Below are 17,811 nucleotides of genomic sequence, written 5' to 3'. Positions count from 1 at the left end.
CGACAAGAAAATCTTCTTATTGCACGATGAGGGTGAACGATCCCGTTTGGACTTGGGAACCGGAAGTTGTTGTGACGGTGATGGTGCTGGTACCTGTTGGCGTCATCGTGGAGGATGGGGAACTTCCGCCGCTGCTGCCGCAGCCCGTGAGCTGAAGAGCGGCAGTCGCCGTAAGGAGCATGAAGATCAGCAGAGCGAGTCTCCGGGACATTGCGGTAAGGTCACGTTTCTTGCGAAGGGTGACCAGAAATCCTAGTCCCATGATCAGTCCTGCATACCAGATTCCGCGGGTCCCCGTCCGGCCGTCGTTCTTGTTGTCGTTGCTGGCAACATTCACATTGGTCGTAATTGTAAGCATGGTGGATGCGGCAGCGCCTCCGGTGGGAGTTACTGTCGCGGGATTGAAGGTGCAAGTGCTGAACTGGGGCAAGCCAGCGCAGCTAAACGTGACGGGTTGATTGAAGCCGCCTACCGGCGTGACGGTGAGCGTGACTGTTCCACTTTGGCCGCTGCTCACGGTCAGCGATGTCGGATTGAACGTGACGGTGTAGCTCGCCGGAGCGCTGACCGTTTGGGTCAGAACACTGGAGGTCGAGCCCGCATAGTTCATATCGCCGGCATACTGGGCGGTGATCGGGGCTGCTCCCACTGCCAAAGTGGATACGCTCAGTGTTGCCTGCGCGCTTCCATTCAGGGTTCCGGTGCCGAGCGTGGTTGAACCGTTGAGGAACGTCACGCTGCCAGTCGGCAAAGGCGTATTGTCGCCAACGCCCGCGACTGTGGCCGTGAACGTTACGGACTGGCCGTTCATAGAGGGATTGGCTGACGATGTGAGACTGGTGGTTGTTGCGGTGGCCACCGGCATAGAAGTGCCGGTCAAGGTAAGCTGCACGGACGGGGGAGTGGACAGTGTGGTGTTGGTGAGATTGCCGTTGAACGTAGCGATGTCTGTTGTCTTGGCTAAGCTCGTGGGTGTGTACGTGGCGGTCAACGCGCAGACCCCGCCCACGGCCAAGGTTGAGGGCGATGTGCCGTTGAGGATGCAGTCGGTGGAAGAGGCGGCTGTCAGGCTGTAGTCCGTCGTATCCGTTTGGCTGACCGAACTGAGTTGCAAGGGTTGATTTCCAGAGCCAAGCAGGTCGACGGTTTGAGGCGAAGCGGAGGCTCCAGCAAACTGCACGGAGCCTTGCGTGCGGGTGAGTGCAAGGACAGATCCGCCGGAGGAGGTATAGAGATTGCCTGCGGAATCGATCGCGAGCGCCAGGGGTGAAAGGCTGGCAACGGTGAATGGTGTGCTGTTGGTGCTGGCCGGGACTGCGAAGATCGAAGCTGTATCGGCAATCAGCAGGTTTCCGGCAGCATCGGTGGCTATAGCAAAAGGTTTGGCGGCTGGCGAAGAGACCGTGGTGGTCACTCCGCTCTGAAGATTGAAGCGGTAGATGGCTGCCGTGCCAGGATCGGATATGAGCAGGTTGCCGCTAGGGTCGATCGTCAGGCCTGCGGGCGCAGCCAGTGTTCCAACAGCTAGTGCGCGAGCGACCCCGGTAATGGGATTGACTTGATAGACCGTCTGGGCGGACGAATCCGCAACATAGAGATTGTTCAAGGCATCGACGGCAAGACCCGAGGGAGTCTTGAGCGGGAGAGCCAGGGTAGACGTCGCCCCAGCGGGTGAGATCTGCGTAATCGTAGCTTTAGAGGTGTCGGCGACATAGACGTAGCCGCGAGGATCGACGGCAACAGCGCCCGGTGAGGTGAGCGTCACCAAAGACGTTGAAGGTGCGATTGTGCCCTGCGTGAGAGCCGTGGGCGCGAAGCGAAGCAGTTGCTTGCTGTTCGTGTCTGAAACATAGACATTTCCAGCGGTGTCGACGGCCAGACCTGCAACCTTGAGATTCGCGCCGAAGCTAACCTGGTTGGCTGGATCGAGTGTGGACCCGGCACCGAGTCCGGTTCCCGTGAGAGCGAGGTTGGCGCTGTTACCGAGTGAGCTGTTGATGGTAACCGGCATGGAACGTGAGCCAGGAACGGCGGGAGTGAAGGTGGAAGCGAGGAGGCAATCCGCCGTGTTGTCGGCATTGGAAGTGCAGGCAGGAGTTCCCAACGACCACTCGGGTGCAGTGTAGGGAGGAGTGGCGATGGAGGCAAAAGTATCGCCGTTGATGAAGTGCAGTTGTACCGGCTGCGTGAGGAGAGAACCGGTCGCGGTGGAACCCGATGCGAGGCCGGTAGTCACTTTACGGATGCGTGCGTTCAGCGTGTCGGAGATATACAGGTTGCCCTGCGTATCGATGCCGACGCCGATGCCGTTGCCGCCATCGCCGATGACAGCCTGGGTTGCCGGGCAGCCATCGCCAAAGCTATCCGTTGCCGTGGAACAGTTGGCGGTCTGTTTGCCGGCAATGGGACGAATCTCGCCGGTGTGGCTGTCAAGAAACCAGACGGCACCGTTGCCATCGGAGATGTAGAGGTTGCTGCTTCCGTCGATGGCCAGCTTCTGCGGGGCCATGGTCACGTTCGTGGCCAGTGTCGGATAGGTCCCTGAATAAGCCGCCGCAGCACCGCCGGCGATGGTGTAGATGTATCCGTTCTGTGCTGAGGGTGTGCCCAGCGTTGCCAGCAGTGCATCGAGTGGAGAACCTGTGCCGCAGGTGACACAGACGACGCGAACCTTTACCGAATCGGCGATGTAGACGTTGAGGTTTGCGTCGGTGAGGACTCCCTGCGGATTATCGATAGCCGCGGATGTGGCAGGTGCGCCGTCGCCGTTGGAGGCTGCCGTTCCGGTGCCGGCAAAGGTTTGAATATTTCCCGTAATATCGACAACCCGGATCTTATTGTTGGAAGTATCGGCGATGTAGACGTTACCGACCGTATCTCCCCATACACCGCGCGGTGAATTGACTTTGGCCGACGAGGCGGGACCTCCATCCCCGGCGTTGCCTGTGCTTCCGGTCCCGGCTACAACATACATCAGGCCTGTGGAGGCGCTGACTTTGAAGACCAGTTGGCTTTCATAGCCGGCGATATAGATGTTGCCCTGGCTGTCGGAAGAGATGCCGCGCGGCTTGTCGAGGCTTACCAGTGAAGGTGTGCAGCCGGTGGTTGCTGTAGGAACACAGGCAGTACCGGTAACTCTGCCCGCGAAGTCGCTGATGATGCCATTGGGTGCGATTTTGCGCACCAGGTTGGACACCGCATCGGTTAGATAGACATTGCCAAAGGGATCGGCTACGACACTACGCAGGTCGACCGAACCACTGAAGAGCATCGAGGTAGCCTGGCAGCCATCGCCAAAACTGTCGGTGGCCGTGGAACAGTTGGCTGCCGCGCCACCGGCGAGTGTGGTCATGGTGTAGGGAAGAGGAATCGGATTGCCGGGCAACGCAAAGATCGTCCCCGCACTGACGGTGACAGGCACCGGCAGTGAAGCGGACCCGGCAAAGCTTCCGCTGGCAACGTAGGTAGCTGTAATCGAATCAGTACCGGTAGGCAAGCTGACGCCGGCGGTGGCTACTCCACCGATCACTGCGGCGGTGGTCTGGACGGGAGAGCCATTGCCTGTTGTGGTGTAGGTAAACATGACCGCCCCGGTGGGTGTTCCAACCGGGGAGGTTACGGTCGCGGTCAGTGCGATCGGGTGGCCGAGTGTGGCGGTCGTGGCGCTCGCAGACAACGTAGTCGTTGTGAGTGCCGCGGTTACGGTGACCGATGAAGTGGGTGACGTGGAGCCATCGTTAACAGCATCGCCGCTATAGATGGCATAGATGCTGTAGGGGACGGTGCTGAAAGGCAAGCTGATCGTGGCTGTAGCCGTACCCGAAGAGCTCACGGCTGCGACGGAATTGACAGAACCATTCACAATAAACTGCACGTTGCCGATAGGAGTGCTGCCACTGCCGGCGACTGTGGCTGTAGCCATGAAGGAAGTGCCGAACGACGTAGAGCTTGGCACACCCGATAGCATCGTTGTGGTGCTGCCAAGGCTGCCGGCGTTGACCGTGATCTCATAGGGCGCCGTTGTGGAGTAGGCAGTCTGTCCGGGAGTCAGAGGATAGTTGGTGTCGCCCGAGTAGGTCGCGGTGAAGGTGTGCGTACCTACTGCGAGAGAAGTCAGCGGGACAAAGAGCGTATCGGTAGTCCCAGGAAGCGTCACGATGGTTGCGCTGCCGGTGAGCGCGTCTGTCAGCGTGACATTGCCGGTGGGATAGGCGGCGCCTCCCACGGCCGGAGTCAAGATGACGACGGCGGTTGCATTCTGGCCTTCGGTGATGGTTTGTGGCAGACCGCTCGGACCCGTCAATTCGGGTGCAATGTAAGTAAAGTTGCAGGTGGGTGGCAGCAGGTTGCTTGCCGTGATTTTGTTGGTCACGGTATTGCCGTTCGACCCGGCGAAGGTTGCGTAGTCTGTCATGAAGTCGGAAGAGACCTGTCCGGGGCCATAGGTCAGGGCAGCGTTGGTTGGTGCTGGATTGAACTCGGAGGCCGGATAGGTGCCTGGGAAACTCACGTTGTCCAGCGTGAGCTGAAGCGGAAGGATGCTGCCACTGTTGTTCGTGCCGGTGAACTGTGCCGTTCCGCTGGTTAGAAAGGTCAGGTTCTGCATCAGAATGTTTTCGAAGTTGGGCGATAAAGACCCGGTTGTGTTTTCGTAGTTTGGGTTGAAGTCGATTTCAGCGTTGTGATCCTGAAAGCACGAGTTGGAATATTGAATATTTCTAACTACTCCGCCGCGATCGTACCCGGACTTGATGCGAATGCCGGTTGAGTTGGTGTCGGCCGTATTTTCGATAGAGCTGCCGCTACCGGCGATTCCATTGCCGGAAGACATATTGCTATCGAAGAGCACATTGCTCACGCCGCCCTGTGTGAAGCTCCCGATCGACTGACCATGGCCAGCGAAGAAATGATTGTTGGTTACGGAGATATTTGCGGCAGGCGCTGTGTTGGCAGCGCCAACTGCGACGTTGTCGTCACCATCGGAGATCCAGGATCGCGTGATGGTAAAGTTCTGCGCGTTGCCCGGATCTATGCCGTCCGTGTTGCGCGAGCTGGTGGGCGTAACAATCTTGATGTCCCAGGCAGTGAAGCCGGAGACGGCGCCTGTTGTGGAAACATGGAAGAGAGGTGAGTTACGCAGCGTGATCTTATACAGCGTGATATTGCTGGAGCCCGTTTCCATCTGGATGAAACGAGGGTTCTGCTGGCTGCCGCCGCTGTTGGCGATGGAAGACAATCCCCACCAGCTCTGACCCGCATAGGTGGAAGGAAACGCGTTGATCAGCGTATCGCCGCCTCGGCCATCCAGCTTGCCGAAACCCATAATGCCGACGTTCGTCGAACTCGCTGGAATATCGATCAGCGGCAGGCACGAGGAGGTGGCGCTGGCGGAGTTTACCGTGCCGCAGGTGTGTGTGCCGGGCTTTGCGTCGTAATCCTGCACGTTACGCGAGAAGTAGACGTAGACGCCGGGATCCACCAGCAGTGTGACGCCTGAAGGCATGGAAAGCGATCCGGTCAAATAGGCGTTGTGGCCGGCTGCGTCCACCGAAAGTTCAACGGCCTTACCGGTATTGGCGCAGCTATTGATCGCCGCCTGAATGCGCGCTCCGTCGGGATTGGTAACGGTGGCATCGACCGAGACGGGAAGATCGTCATTGACAGAGGTGAGTGCCGCGGTGAGCGTGGTGCACACGGCAGGGAAGGACGGCTCAGCGACGGTGCGGGTGTCGCCGGTGGCCACGAACTGATTGATGGTGAACGCCACAGAGGCACTGGAAGGCTGAGCGTTTGTAGCCCCGGCATAAGCCGCCGAGAGGGTGTGTGTGCCCAGGGCAAGGTTCGACAGGCTCACCATGGTCATGCCGGAGGCATTCAGCATGTAGCTGGTTGCGGCTCCCGAGTCTACCGAGACTGCAACAGCGCTGCCGCTGGGTGCATTCAATACGGTGACTGTAAACATGACTTCCGTGCCACTGGCGGCGAACCGTGGATTGGCCGGTGTCTCGCCCGTGATGCTGGTTGTCGTTAGATTGGTGGGTACTGTGCCGGTGAACTCTGCAGACCCGGTGGTGGTGGCAGCGGGAAGGAACGTAGCGATGTTGCTTACGGCTGCGCCCGAGGTGCTTGTCTGTGGAGTAAAGGTGGCTTGAACGGTGCAGGCCTCGCCGGAGGCAAAGGTCTTCGAAACGGTTGAGAGGGTGCAGCCCGCGGTTAATCCGGGAGCCAGGGTAATGTCGGCTGAGTCCGTCTGCGCAAGACCACTCGCAGCGATGTTGCCTGCATTGGTGATCGTTCCCGCGAGCGTGGTTGTCAAGCTGGTACCAAAGCTCCCTCTGGTAATATTTCGCGGAATCTCCACCAATCCGGACTGCGTTGTGTCGGCCACATACACATTTCCGAAGGGATCGACAGCCACTCCCGCTGGCTGCGTAAGAGATGTGCTAAGCGTAGTCCTGGGGCCGCTGACCGGATACTCGAAGACGCTGCCGGTCAGAGTATCTGCTGCGTAAAGATCACCTGCCGAATCGGCGCTCAGGCCTATGGCAGAGACGCCTGTGGCCAAGGTTGTTTGCACACTGGTGGGAGTGATCGTATAGATCGACTGTACCCCGCTATCGGAGACGTATAGATTGCCGAGACTATCGAGCGCGAGTGCGACTACATGATCGAATCCTGATGCAATGAGGGAAGTGAGTGCTCCGGTTTTGCTCTTGCTCTGACGGTAGATCGACTTGCTCGTGCTGTCGTAGACGAACAGGTTGCCTGCCGCATCGATGGCGATCGCCTGCGGCGTGGCCGTGGCGCCGTTGGGTGCGAAAGCGATCGATCCGGCGGCGGTATAGGAACCGTTGCTGCCGAGCGCAAACTCAGTGATCGCACCGCCGCCAACAGCATAGATGTTCCCGCTGGCGTCGATCGCAATCTGCGTGGGAGTTCCCGGCAGCGTGCCCGTCAAGTGAGTGGGTGGGACCAGCCCAGTGACCTCCGTCATGCTGGCTGTGGCTAAATCGTAAGTAAAGAAATTGCCGTTGCCATCGGTCGCCAATCCTGTTGGTTGCAGCGAGGTGCCGATCAAGGCTGCATTATTGCCGAAGCCGTCGAAGACCAGGGCGGTGCCGGTTGCAGTTCCGATGAGTGGCAGCAGTGCGGTTTCCGAGGCGCCCGAAGGAACGGCGGCCAGTGTAACCGTATGCCTGCCTGGTGAGACTGGCGAAAACGTAACAGGGACGGTGCAGTCAAGCGTCTTGTCCGCGTTTTCACTGCCACAGGACGAAACACCGATGCTGATGGGCTCGGAGACAGAGAGGTTCGCCTGCGAGGCCGCAAGGTATGTTGTTCCCGCCGCACCGTGGAGCAGAATGTTTTGTGTTGAAGAGCTGTTCACCGCGGTCGAAGCCAGTGAAGTCGCGGCTACGTTGCGAATGAGCAGGTTGGTGCTATCGGCAAGAATGAGATCGCCAAGTTCGTTTACAGCAACGCCAAGACCATTGGAGCCACCGAAGGCTGGCCCCGACGGCGCAAGTTTGCGGATGTAGCCTGTATTGATATCGAAGAAGAGCACGGACGTGTTGTCCCCGACGTAAATATTCCCTTGAAAGTCGGTGGTGACCTTGAACGCGGAGGTGTCGATGGAGACTTCGGAGCCTAACTGGGGTGTGCTCGACGAACTGCTGCTGCCACCGCCGGCGATGGAGTAGATCGAACCTGCAACCGGAGAGGTCACCATGGGGTTGTTCGCTGTGATCGCGCTCGCCATCTGCGCGCCACCCATGTAGATCACGCGCAATCTCTGCGCAGAGACATCGCTGATGAGGATGTTGCCGTTGGGGTCAACCGCAATACCCTGAACGGCCGAGGAGCTGGGATTGTTGAGCGAGGATACGTAGTAGGGGCAGCCGTCTCCGAACGCGTCAAGAGAGTTCGTCGAAGAGCCGGTAACGCAGGGCATGCCTGAAGCAGGCGGTGTAAACCCGCCGAGCAAGGGGTAGATATTGCCGACCGCGGTGGCCGCGGTGATTCCGCTGTATGCGGGATTCAAGGCGATGAGTGCAGCCAGTGGATTGGCAACGCCGTTATACGAGGCAGGACCAACTACCACGAGATATCGAAGGTCCCCCGTGTCTGCAATGTAGACGTTGCCGTAACGATCTGCAGTGACACCCCGTGGCTGATCCAGCTCAGTGACGGTGCTGTTGCAGGTTCCAGTGGGCGTGGCGATACCGCCGGTTGCGCCAGTCGCAGCCCCGGGCCCCGCGGTGCCTGCGTTGCCGGTGTTAACCACGCAGCCGGCGACCAGATACATGGATCCAATCTGGTGTGTGCCGGTTGTGTTGGGGCAAAGAGGTGAAACGGCATTGCAAACAAGATTGACGAGATCGCTGCCGTAGCCGGCTACAAAGATGTTGCCGTAGGGGTCGCTCCCCATTCCACGCGGCGTGGAGCTGAACTTTGTGTTGGCCAGGGGGCAATTGTCGCCATTGTCGTCGCTCTTCGAACTGCACGCAGTACCCAGGCCGGCCAGGAGTGTGATGATGTTCGAATGTGCGTTGATCCTGCGAAGCGCGGAGTCGCCACTGTCCATCACATAAATATTGCCGGCGGGGTCCGTTGCTACGCCGCCGCGCAGATCGCCTGATGAAGTCGTTCCGAAGTAGGCCGATGTGGCCGGACAGCCATCGCCAAGCGTATCCGTCGCTGTGAGGGAGCTTCCAGTGCTGCAAGCGGCGCCAACGGTCAGAGCCGATGTAACTCCCCCACCGACGGTGGTGACAGTGTTCGGAAGCGCAATAGGAGCTTGTTGCGCAATGGCGCCCAGGGGACAGATGACACAGAGGGTAAGGAGGCTGGTAAGAGCAAGACGAAGTTGAGATAACACGATGTTCCTTTATGTGACGACGCTGGAATGTTTTGTTTTTTGCTACAGGCCCGTCGAACTGGTTCCGCTTTAGCTGGTCGCGAAAATGACTTGATAGTCTTCCGCGTTGGCTTTGACCTCGCGTGTTGTGCCAGTTCCAAGGTCAACGATTTTGATCGAGGCATTCGGTATGACAGATATTGTTGCGTCACTAGGAGTTTCAGTGATGGCACCTGAACCCGCCTATACATGGAGTGCGGATGTGCAGGCTGAAATGCAGATAATTGGCATAATTATCGCGGCGATTCGAGTCATGCGCGTCATTGTCGATATCCGAGGCGAGATGGCATTGCCCTACAGTCATAAAAATCTGTCATGCAGATTCTGAAGTCGCCCGAACAATAAAGAGTCGCAGAGAGATTTGTCAAGCTCCAGAGGCCTGTCCTCAAATCCGAAAATCTAGAGGTATTTGCCTTTCTAGTTTGTTATTCCGGGCAGAGCGAGGAGCTTGCTTTCTCCCGTTTTCGCAGCTCTTACCGAGAAAGCGGGAGCCAGTGGTAAAGGGTTGGTGGATGACAACACCGTAATGTTTACGGCTGCTTTAGCGACAGTAAGCAACTCTTCTGCACTCACCGCAAGCAGCGCGAGGACCGTCGCAACTACCTGTACGAATCGCGTACCTCAGCGTAGCCGGCCGCATTTGCTTGTTTGCAATGTCAGTTCAGTCGCTTTGTCTGTCGGACAGCATTAGCGCATAGCGGAACACGCGCGTGGCGTTGCCGGATCGCGAAATAAATAGTCAATATCTCTAATAGGCCGAAACACGAAGTCTTTGGAGTTGTCATTATCTTGTCATTTTTTGCTCTCCAGCCCGAATAATCTGTCAGACACCTTCCCAAGCTTAGATCGTTATGGCTATATTGTTCGGCGGCACCAAGTCCACACATTTTGGAGTTGTACTTCTTTGAGGAGGCCTTCCGAGGAGTGTGTGCGCCACGTAATTCCATTTTCAGGAAAGAAGTTCGCCCCCATGGCTCTTCGCTCTTCGCCGTTCGCTGTTTCTATCCGTTCCTCTCTCGAACTCGTCGCAAGCTCTATTCGCCAACGTTTGAAGATCGCGGGAAAAATCGGGGGGCTCGCAGCGGTGGTGGTGCTGGCCGGCTCGAATGTTGTGTCCGCGCAGACTCCTGTGCTGTTTCCAAACACGATCAGCTCGGTTGCAGGTAATACGCCGGTAGTGTCGACACCAAGTGCAGCCTGTCCAACCAATGGGCAGTTCACGGCAACGGACGCAACAGGAAACGGTTGTCCGGCGGTGAATGCGACGCTTCCGTCCGTGGTGACGGGCATTGCGGTGGACCCGTCCGGCAATATTTATATCTCGGCCAACTCGACCAATCCTCAAATCATTCGGAAGATTGATGCGCGTACCGGCATCATCAGCGCGTATGCCGGGGCGTATGCCAGCCAGTGCGTCGGCAGTGGCGGAGTGAAGATTTACGGCACCAAGGCTGTTCAGAACGACAAACTCGGCGATGGTTGTCCCGTGACCTACACCTCCGGGTTCAATGGGCCGGTTTCTCTGGGCACGGACGCCTATGGCAACCTGCTGATCGGAACAACCGGTGACAATGCGCTGCATATGGTTTGCAACGCTGTCTCGCCGATCTGCACCAGTGCGATGGCCGGCGAAAATGTGATGATCGGCGCGGTCGAGTGCACGGTGGCCGGTGGGACGACATCCTTCGCGTCCGCTGTGGCCGGCACGACGGTGGGAAGCGCCGGTGATGGCACGGTCGCAGCGGCGCTGGGCGTTGCTGCCTGCAGTGCGACTGCCGCTCCTCCTGTCGCTGGTGTAGGCGGGCGCATTTATGCACCGACGGGCGACCGGTGGGACAACATTTACTTCATGGATGGTACGAATGGCCGCATCCGCGTGGTTGCCGGTCCTTCTTCGATCACTGTCAATGGAGCTTCAGTCCCCAATCCTCTGTATGCAGCGCTTCAGACAACGGCCGGTGTTGCCGGTCTGAGCTACAGCAGCCCGGAGCAGGGATTTGTCTATCCCATTGCCGGTGGAGCTGTGGCTGGCACGGTCTGCTCCGGTAACACGGATGCGGGCGGCGACGGGTGTCCGTTCTACCAGACGCTAGTTAACACCGGCAGCACGGGAGGAATGGTGCAGGGAACTGCCGTCGATCATGATGGCGACTTTCTCTTCGACGATGGCCTGGGCCGGCTCCGCATTATTTATATGGGCGGCACGATCATCAAGGGTGCGCTTGCGGCGAATGGTATTACCAGCCCTCAGGTCGGTTTTTCGTATGTGCTGATTGGCGGCGGGACAGCGATCAACTTCAACTCGGCTAATCCCGGTATTGTTCTGGGCAAGAGTGCTGCACTGCAAAGTGGCGCGGTCCAGACGTTGGCAATCGACCCCGCTGGAAACATCCTGATCGGCGACCAGGAGCAGATTCTGTTCTACGACATCGCTACCGGCTACGTTCGCCGCATCACGACGGCGAGCGGCGCGACAAGCTGCAATACGTCCGCACTTGGCGATGGCTGCCCGGCGAATCAGTTTGTGTTCGGGGCGAACGGCACGACTCTGCCGGTTGCCGAGGATGTCCTCGGCAACCTCTACATGCTGGACATCGCGAACGCGCGAGTACGCCGTTTGTCCGCGCAAACGCTGCCTTCGACGACGGTCACCAGCGCGGGCAACACTGCGACGCTCAGTTCTTCGCTGACGGTCCATGCGCCGGTGGTGGGATCGACTGTGACGATCACGGCGCCTGCCGGAAGTGACTTCACTGTCGGGAGTGCGACCTGCACAACCAATACTTCGAGCGACGGATCGGTGGATTGCACCGCCCCTGTTACGTATGCCCCGACGATGCTGGCGCAGCGTGCGGAACCGGTCTCGATTGCGACGACCGCGGGCTCCGCGACCGCCACGCAGGACATCTCTTTGAATGCCATCTCTACCGGTTCGGCGCTGGTGTTCGACACGGCCGGTACGCCTGCGACCTCAGTCCTCGGAGCTGCTACCACCGGCAACACAGCCGTTGTTCTGGATGGTGCGGGTAACGCGTACGTGAGTGGAACGCAGGGCATCAGCAAGGTGACCGGTTCGACTGTGACCAACATCTCGGCTATCCCGGCTGCTTATCTTGCAGTGGATACGGCGGGGAGTGTGTATGCTGCCGCCGCCGGTTCGACCACCATCACCAAGTACGTGTTCACAGCAGCGACAGGGAAGTACTCGCCGCAGACGATATCGATCCCGTCGATCGATATCTGCACGACGACGGTCACCACGATCAGTTGCGCGCTGACGCAGGCAAACAGCGGCCCCATGGTCGTGGATACGAACGGCTTGATCTATATCGCGGACGTTACCAGCAGATATGTGGAGAAGTTCTCGCCGACCACGGGCGTTGGATCGCAACTGAACCAGATTCCTCTCACGTCTCCGACTGCGATGGGGATGGATAGCTACGGAAACCTGCTGGTGGTCGATGGCACTTCGGTGTTCAAGATCCCAGCCGGCGGAATCCCGGTGACGACCACATCGCCGACGGAGAACACTGTCGTGACGTTCTCGCCGGTGCTCTCCAATCCCACCAGCGTTACCGCCGACCAGGGTGAGAATATCTACGTCGCCGATGGCGGCAGCATCAAGGTGCAGTCCCTTAGCGGTGGGCAGTACACGATTCCGGGAGTCTCTGGATCTGCGGTTGCCGTCGATGGTGCGGGCAATCTGTACACCACCGCCACAGTGGTTGCCGGAATTACCGAAGTCCTGCGCAGCAGCGGGACATTCAACTTCGGCACGAGCATCACCACAACAGATGTCGGTGTCTTTTCGAACACCGGTGCAAGTGCGCCGACCGGCTTCGGCCAGACGGACACAGGAGGCAACTTTACCGCTGCCGTCCCGGCCACGCCGCTGGCAAGCGCTGCGCCGACCTGCAACCTTACCTCGACGGTGCTGCTCGGAGGGAGCCTCTGCAATGTGTCGCTTTCGTTTACGCCGACGGCGAACGGGAACGGTGCGATTCAGGATGCGATTACGCTGCTACCGGAGACCGACACGCTCGGCTCGCTGGTGTTGAACGGGACCAAGACCGGCACCAATGCCACAACCACGACAGCCATCACCGGTGGCAACACCGGCCTGACCTACACCGCCGGCACTGAAGCGACCTTCACTGTGACGGTCTCGGAAAGCCCTGCAGCGATACCCTCGGGGACTGTTGCTGTGACCATCGATGGCGGTGCGGCGGTCAACTACCCGCTTACGGGCGCGACCGCCTCGACCGCCGCGGCCAGCGTGCCTGTCGCCGGCCTGATCGCGGCCGCACACAGTATCGTCGCGACTTACGGCAACTCCCCAGGCATCGTCGGCTCTACCTCTGCCACGACCAACTTCGCCATTGGACAGGCCACCAGCGCGGTCAACTGGACTCCAAGTGCAACGACCCAGCAATACAGTGCTGCCGTCGGCACTGCGGTGCTCGACGCCGCTGCCACGTCGACCGCGATAGCAGGGAACATCGCCGGGGCCTTTATCTACACCGCGACTCCGAGCAGCGGCGGCACTACAGTTCCGATTCACTCGGCCAGCTACCTGCCCATCGGCACCTACTCGCTGGGCGTCACGTTCGTTCCCAACGATGCGGTGGACTATGCACCGTCCACGGCCACCATTGGCACCTACACCGTGACCAAGGCCACTACTACGGCTGCCGTCGGCGTAACGCAGATGCTGGTCGCCGCCGATGGCAGTGGAAACTTCTCTACGGTCCAGTCTGCTGTAGACGCCTTGCCGTCGGGTGGCTCGATCTACATCAAGCCCGGAACCTACAACGCCTTCATCACTGTCGTTCAACCCAATATCGCGTTGCGTGGTCTGGGCGGCGATTCCACCAAGGTCATCCTCACGCACGGGGGTGGAGCCTTCGGATCGACCTATCCCTACATTGGCGAGTTCCAGGCCACCAACAGTAATGGCTCGCAGATGCAGAGTGGAAGCACCGTCTTTACCGGCGATGAAGGCTCCGCGACGCTCGTCGTCGCGAAGGGAATCAATGCCAAACTGGGTGCAACGCAACAGACGCCCAACGGCTTCTACGCTGAAAACCTGAGCCTCATCAACACCTACGACACCGACGCGACGACGACCACCACTACGTACGCCTCTTCAAGCGGCGGTGCCTGCGCCCTTGGCCAGACCCCTGCGATGACGTATGCCGCTCTTTACAACTCCGGCCAGCTCTGCGCTTCACAGGCGCTGGTGATCTGGACTAACTCCGATCTCTCGATCATGAACAATATCTACGCCACCAGCCTGCAGGACACGGTCTACACGGCCAGCCCCGGCTCCGGTTCGAACGGCTTTGTTCCAACCCGTCAGTACTGGTTCCGCGGCAAGATCTCCGGCGACGTCGATTACATCTTCGGCGATGCCGCCGCGGTATTCGATTCGACCAGTATCTATACCGCATTTCACGGCGCCACCGCGACCGGCACGGAGACGATCGAAGCGCAAAACAAGATGACGGAGACCGGCTCTTCCGGCGATTACCTGAGCGGATACATCATGAACAATGATGTATTCACCTCGCAGGCTCCGGGCATGACCAACCTCTTCCTGGGCCGTCCTTACGGCACGTTCTCCACCTGGATCCTGTTGAATTCGTACATCGACCAGACCAACCCGGCTGGGTACACCACTGGCCTAGGGCCGTCGCTTACCAGCGCGACCTACGGCGAGTACAACGACTTGACCTACACCGATCCCGCGACCGGAAGTGCCGATCTCAACGGCAATCTTTATCTGGGGCTGGGCGGCAACTCAGGTTCGGGAGTCAGTGGCCCGCGCGAAACCACTTCGACGAACCCGGGCACGGCGATGGCGAACAACAACCCGCCGGTCACCATGAGCCAGGCGCAGGCGCAGGCCTACTTCCCCACAAACTTCCTCAGCCAGACGGTACCTTCGTCGATCTCCACTACGACGAACTGGAATCCTACTGCGGCCCTGGCTTCGGCGGTGAACACGTTCATCCCGGCAGGCACGACCGCAACCGTCGCAAGCGGGACGAGCGTAACGATCCTGATGCGTCCGCAGACTCCGGGTCTAGGAGCCATCACGAATGGCGTTTACACCATTCCGACAGGGAGCTACACACTCACCGACAGCATCAACGGCGGCACGGCGACGACCATCGCCTCCGGTCCGCTTGATGCTTCGGGTGAGGCGTACTTCACCTCCAGCAACCTCACGGCGGGCAGCCACAATCTTTCGTGGACGTACAGCGGCGACGCCAACTTCTCCGGTTCCACGACCGCAGCGGCTTACGTGCTGACTGTTACTGGGAGCAGTACCGTGGCCACCACCAACACAACAACGACACTGTCTGCCACCGCTACCACAGCTGTCAGCGGCACTAGCATCAAGCTGACCGCGACCATCGCTCCAGCTGCGAGCAGCACCACAACTCCCACCGGCACCGTCACCTTTATGGACGGCGCCACCACTCTCGGCACCGGAACCGTCGCTTCCGGCATGGCCACTTACACTACCAGCACCCTCGCCGTCGGGCCGAACAGCATCACTGCCGTCTATGGTGGAGATACGAACTTCGCTCCCTCAACCTCCGCGGCTCTCTCCATTACCATCACCGCCGCGGTGCAGAGCAGTTTCACTCTTGGCCTCTCGCCCACGAGCGGTACCGTGACCAGCGGCAGCATGGCTACCTCCACGATCACCATCACCCCATCCGGAGGATTTAACCAGCAGGTCAGCTTCGCCTGCTCCGGTCTTCCCCAAAATGCCTCCTGCAGCTTCAGTCCGGCTACTGTGACGCCGAGTGGGACCGGCACCGCAACGTCCACATTGACGATAGCGACAGGTACGGCTTCGGCTGCTCTCTATCAACATCAGCCTGCGTTGCCCGGCCAGGGCTCCGGTGGAACGTCGGCGCTGGCGTTCTTAGGTGGAGGAGGTTTTCTGGCCTGGACGCTGCTTCGACGCAGGAAGAGCAAGAGCCTATGGTATGTGCAACTCGGCTTGGCGCTCATGATCGTGGTGGCTTCCGCTACAGTCGGGTGCGGAGGCGGTTCAATGTCAACACCAACGCCACCGACAGCAACGACAACACCAGCAGGAACGTATCAGGTCACGATTACCGGTACAGCGGGCTCAGCAACACAAACAGCTACTTATAGTCTGACGGTGCAATGATCGATGGGAGTTGATCGGTAGCCTTGGACGGCGCTTGGGACGGCAGTTGACCGATCGCAGCTGCCGCAGTCGCCAGCGCAATGCAGGTTAGAGAGGAGGCGCGCTGCGACGGTCCTGGTGCGAAGAATCATTGATTCTCCTATATGCGTAAATGGATTTACCTTACGGAATGCGGGACGCACTCAGTTGGCGCACCTGATCTAGATACGGGAGGCCCGCGTGGGATAACGGAGTACGGTTCAGCCTGTAGCGGTCTGCCGAGAGCACACTCTCACTCTGCGCCAACGCGTCGCTTGGCCTTGAGTAACACATCCACAGGCTCCGGACGGTCATCCCAATAGTCCAGCCGCACTCTTCCATCTGGCAATTGGCTCACCGTCGCCGGAACAGCGCTGCCCGTGCAATACCAGCCCGAGGGCAACACTACCGCATTGCGTGGCCGGTCCAGGCTGCGATCGAACACCAACTCGTCGCCATTTATCCGATAGCTCGCCGGAGCTGTATAGGTCTCGGCAATGCGCAGCCGCAGCGTCTGCCCTGTCTGTACCGCGGCAAAGGGAATCACCACGACCTGTGCGTCCGCCGCCACCGTTTCTCCGGTATTGATCCTGGACGCGGCCATCGCTGCACCACTCATTTCTTCCGCCTTCAACTGCTCGCCCGTATCCAGAATGTATGCCGAAGGATGGCTGGCCAGGCTGCCAGGGCGCACCACATTGGCATAGCCATTCACGCCCGCGCGACTCTCGGTGTAGTCGTGATAGAGGCTAAAGGCATGGGTCTCGGGCTGCTGTAGGAAGTACACGATATCCCTGTTCTGCCTGGCCCGCTCCGACAGCCGGTCCTGCTCGGTCTCTCCAGCAAAGGGCGACTCCCAGCTGCGCTCATTCGTCAAAGTCTTGGGCAACGCCGCTGCTCCGGTCTGCGCATCCTTCACCGCGCGCACCTCCAGCGGAGCCTCGCCCGCCCCTGCATGTAGAAAGCTGATCGCAATCCGTCCGTCGTTCTCGGTTAGGATCTGCGAGGGCACGGTCAGCTTCACCACCTCATACCCTATCGGCAACACCACCTGATCGCGCTGGATGCCCAAGGGCCGTTTGAAGACGATCGCCTTCCCATCCAAGTAGTAGCTCTTGGCGTCTTTATATGTCTTGACGATGATGACCCGCCCCTGCCCATGCTCCGGCACCGGGCGCGCCAGCGTCACCTTGATGTACTCGGTATCCAGATCTGCGTCCGCCATCGACGCATCCTTGCGAGCCTCGGCGCCGCTCACCACCTCAAAGTGCAACGGCTTGCCGCCCATGGCGTCAAAGACGCTTTCGTCACTGGCCACGCTGCCTTTGCGGATCGGGTTATAAAAAAATCTTGCACCCGCAGTCGTTGCTGTCACTTCATAGTAGATTTTGAAGCTCGCTGTCTCCGGAGACAGCAGTTCATATCTCGTATATTCGTCGGTCTCCGTTTGCAGCGCGGAAGCCGCCGGATAGTAAACCGCATCCTTGGTCGCCGTGTTTTGAGCCAGTACCACCGAAGGTGCTGCGAGCGCCAGGGACCACACCAGACTGTTGCGAAGAAGCTTTTTCATGGACGCCCCCCAGCATACTGTATTTCTGCTCCCCATAAAGGCCGGGCAACCAGCATCCAGCGTCATCAAGGGCTGAGAGCCCGCCCCAACGGCTGTGGCCAGCGCGTCGATGCT

General features: G+C 59.3%; 4 protein-coding genes. 2 read left to right on the top strand and 2 right to left on the bottom strand.

The window, feature by feature from the left end:
* Positions 1-16: 16 nt before the first annotated feature.
* Positions 17-8,878, bottom strand: a complete 8,862-nt coding sequence (locus tag HDF15_RS26160) for an Ig-like domain repeat protein (RefSeq protein WP_184252735.1) — start codon at positions 8,876-8,878, stop codon at positions 17-19.
* A 169-nt stretch (positions 8,879-9,047) separates the two neighbouring features.
* On the opposite strand from HDF15_RS26160, the gene HDF15_RS02785 reads away from it, so the two are divergent.
* Together HDF15_RS02785 and HDF15_RS02780 are read left to right on the top strand one after the other, a co-directional pair.
* Positions 9,048-9,245, top strand: a complete 198-nt coding sequence (locus HDF15_RS02785; RefSeq protein ID WP_184252734.1) for a hypothetical protein — start codon at positions 9,048-9,050, stop codon at positions 9,243-9,245.
* 642 nt (positions 9,246-9,887) lie between these two features.
* Positions 9,888-16,109, top strand: a complete 6,222-nt coding sequence (locus HDF15_RS02780) for a pectinesterase family protein (RefSeq protein ID WP_184252733.1) — start codon at positions 9,888-9,890, stop codon at positions 16,107-16,109.
* Positions 16,110-16,380: 271 nt separating this feature from the next.
* Here the strand turns inward: HDF15_RS02780 and HDF15_RS02775 are convergent, their stop codons facing one another.
* Positions 16,381-17,697, bottom strand: coding sequence for a hypothetical protein (locus HDF15_RS02775; protein ID WP_184252732.1), 1,317 nt, complete (start codon positions 17,695-17,697; stop codon positions 16,381-16,383).
* Positions 17,698-17,811: the final 114 nt, after the last annotated feature.

This window comes from Granulicella mallensis (genome assembly GCF_014203225.1).
Lineage (GTDB): Bacteria > Acidobacteriota > Terriglobia > Terriglobales > Acidobacteriaceae > Granulicella > Granulicella mallensis_A.
The sequence above is the reverse complement of the archived record's forward strand: the minus strand, read 5'-3'. Positions and strand labels throughout refer to the sequence as shown.

What these genes read in the sequence shown, in the direction of transcription:
- HDF15_RS02785 (WP_184252734.1), top strand. Translation starts at nt 9,048, where the DNA reads ATGACAGATATTGTTGCGTCACTAGGAGTTTCAGTGATGGCACCTGAA.
- HDF15_RS02780 (WP_184252733.1), top strand. Translation starts at nt 9,888, where the DNA reads ATGGCTCTTCGCTCTTCGCCGTTCGCTGTTTCTATCCGTTCCTCTCTC.
- HDF15_RS02775 (WP_184252732.1), bottom strand. Translation starts at nt 17,697, where the DNA reads ATGAAAAAGCTTCTTCGCAACAGTCTGGTGTGGTCCCTGGCGCTCGCA.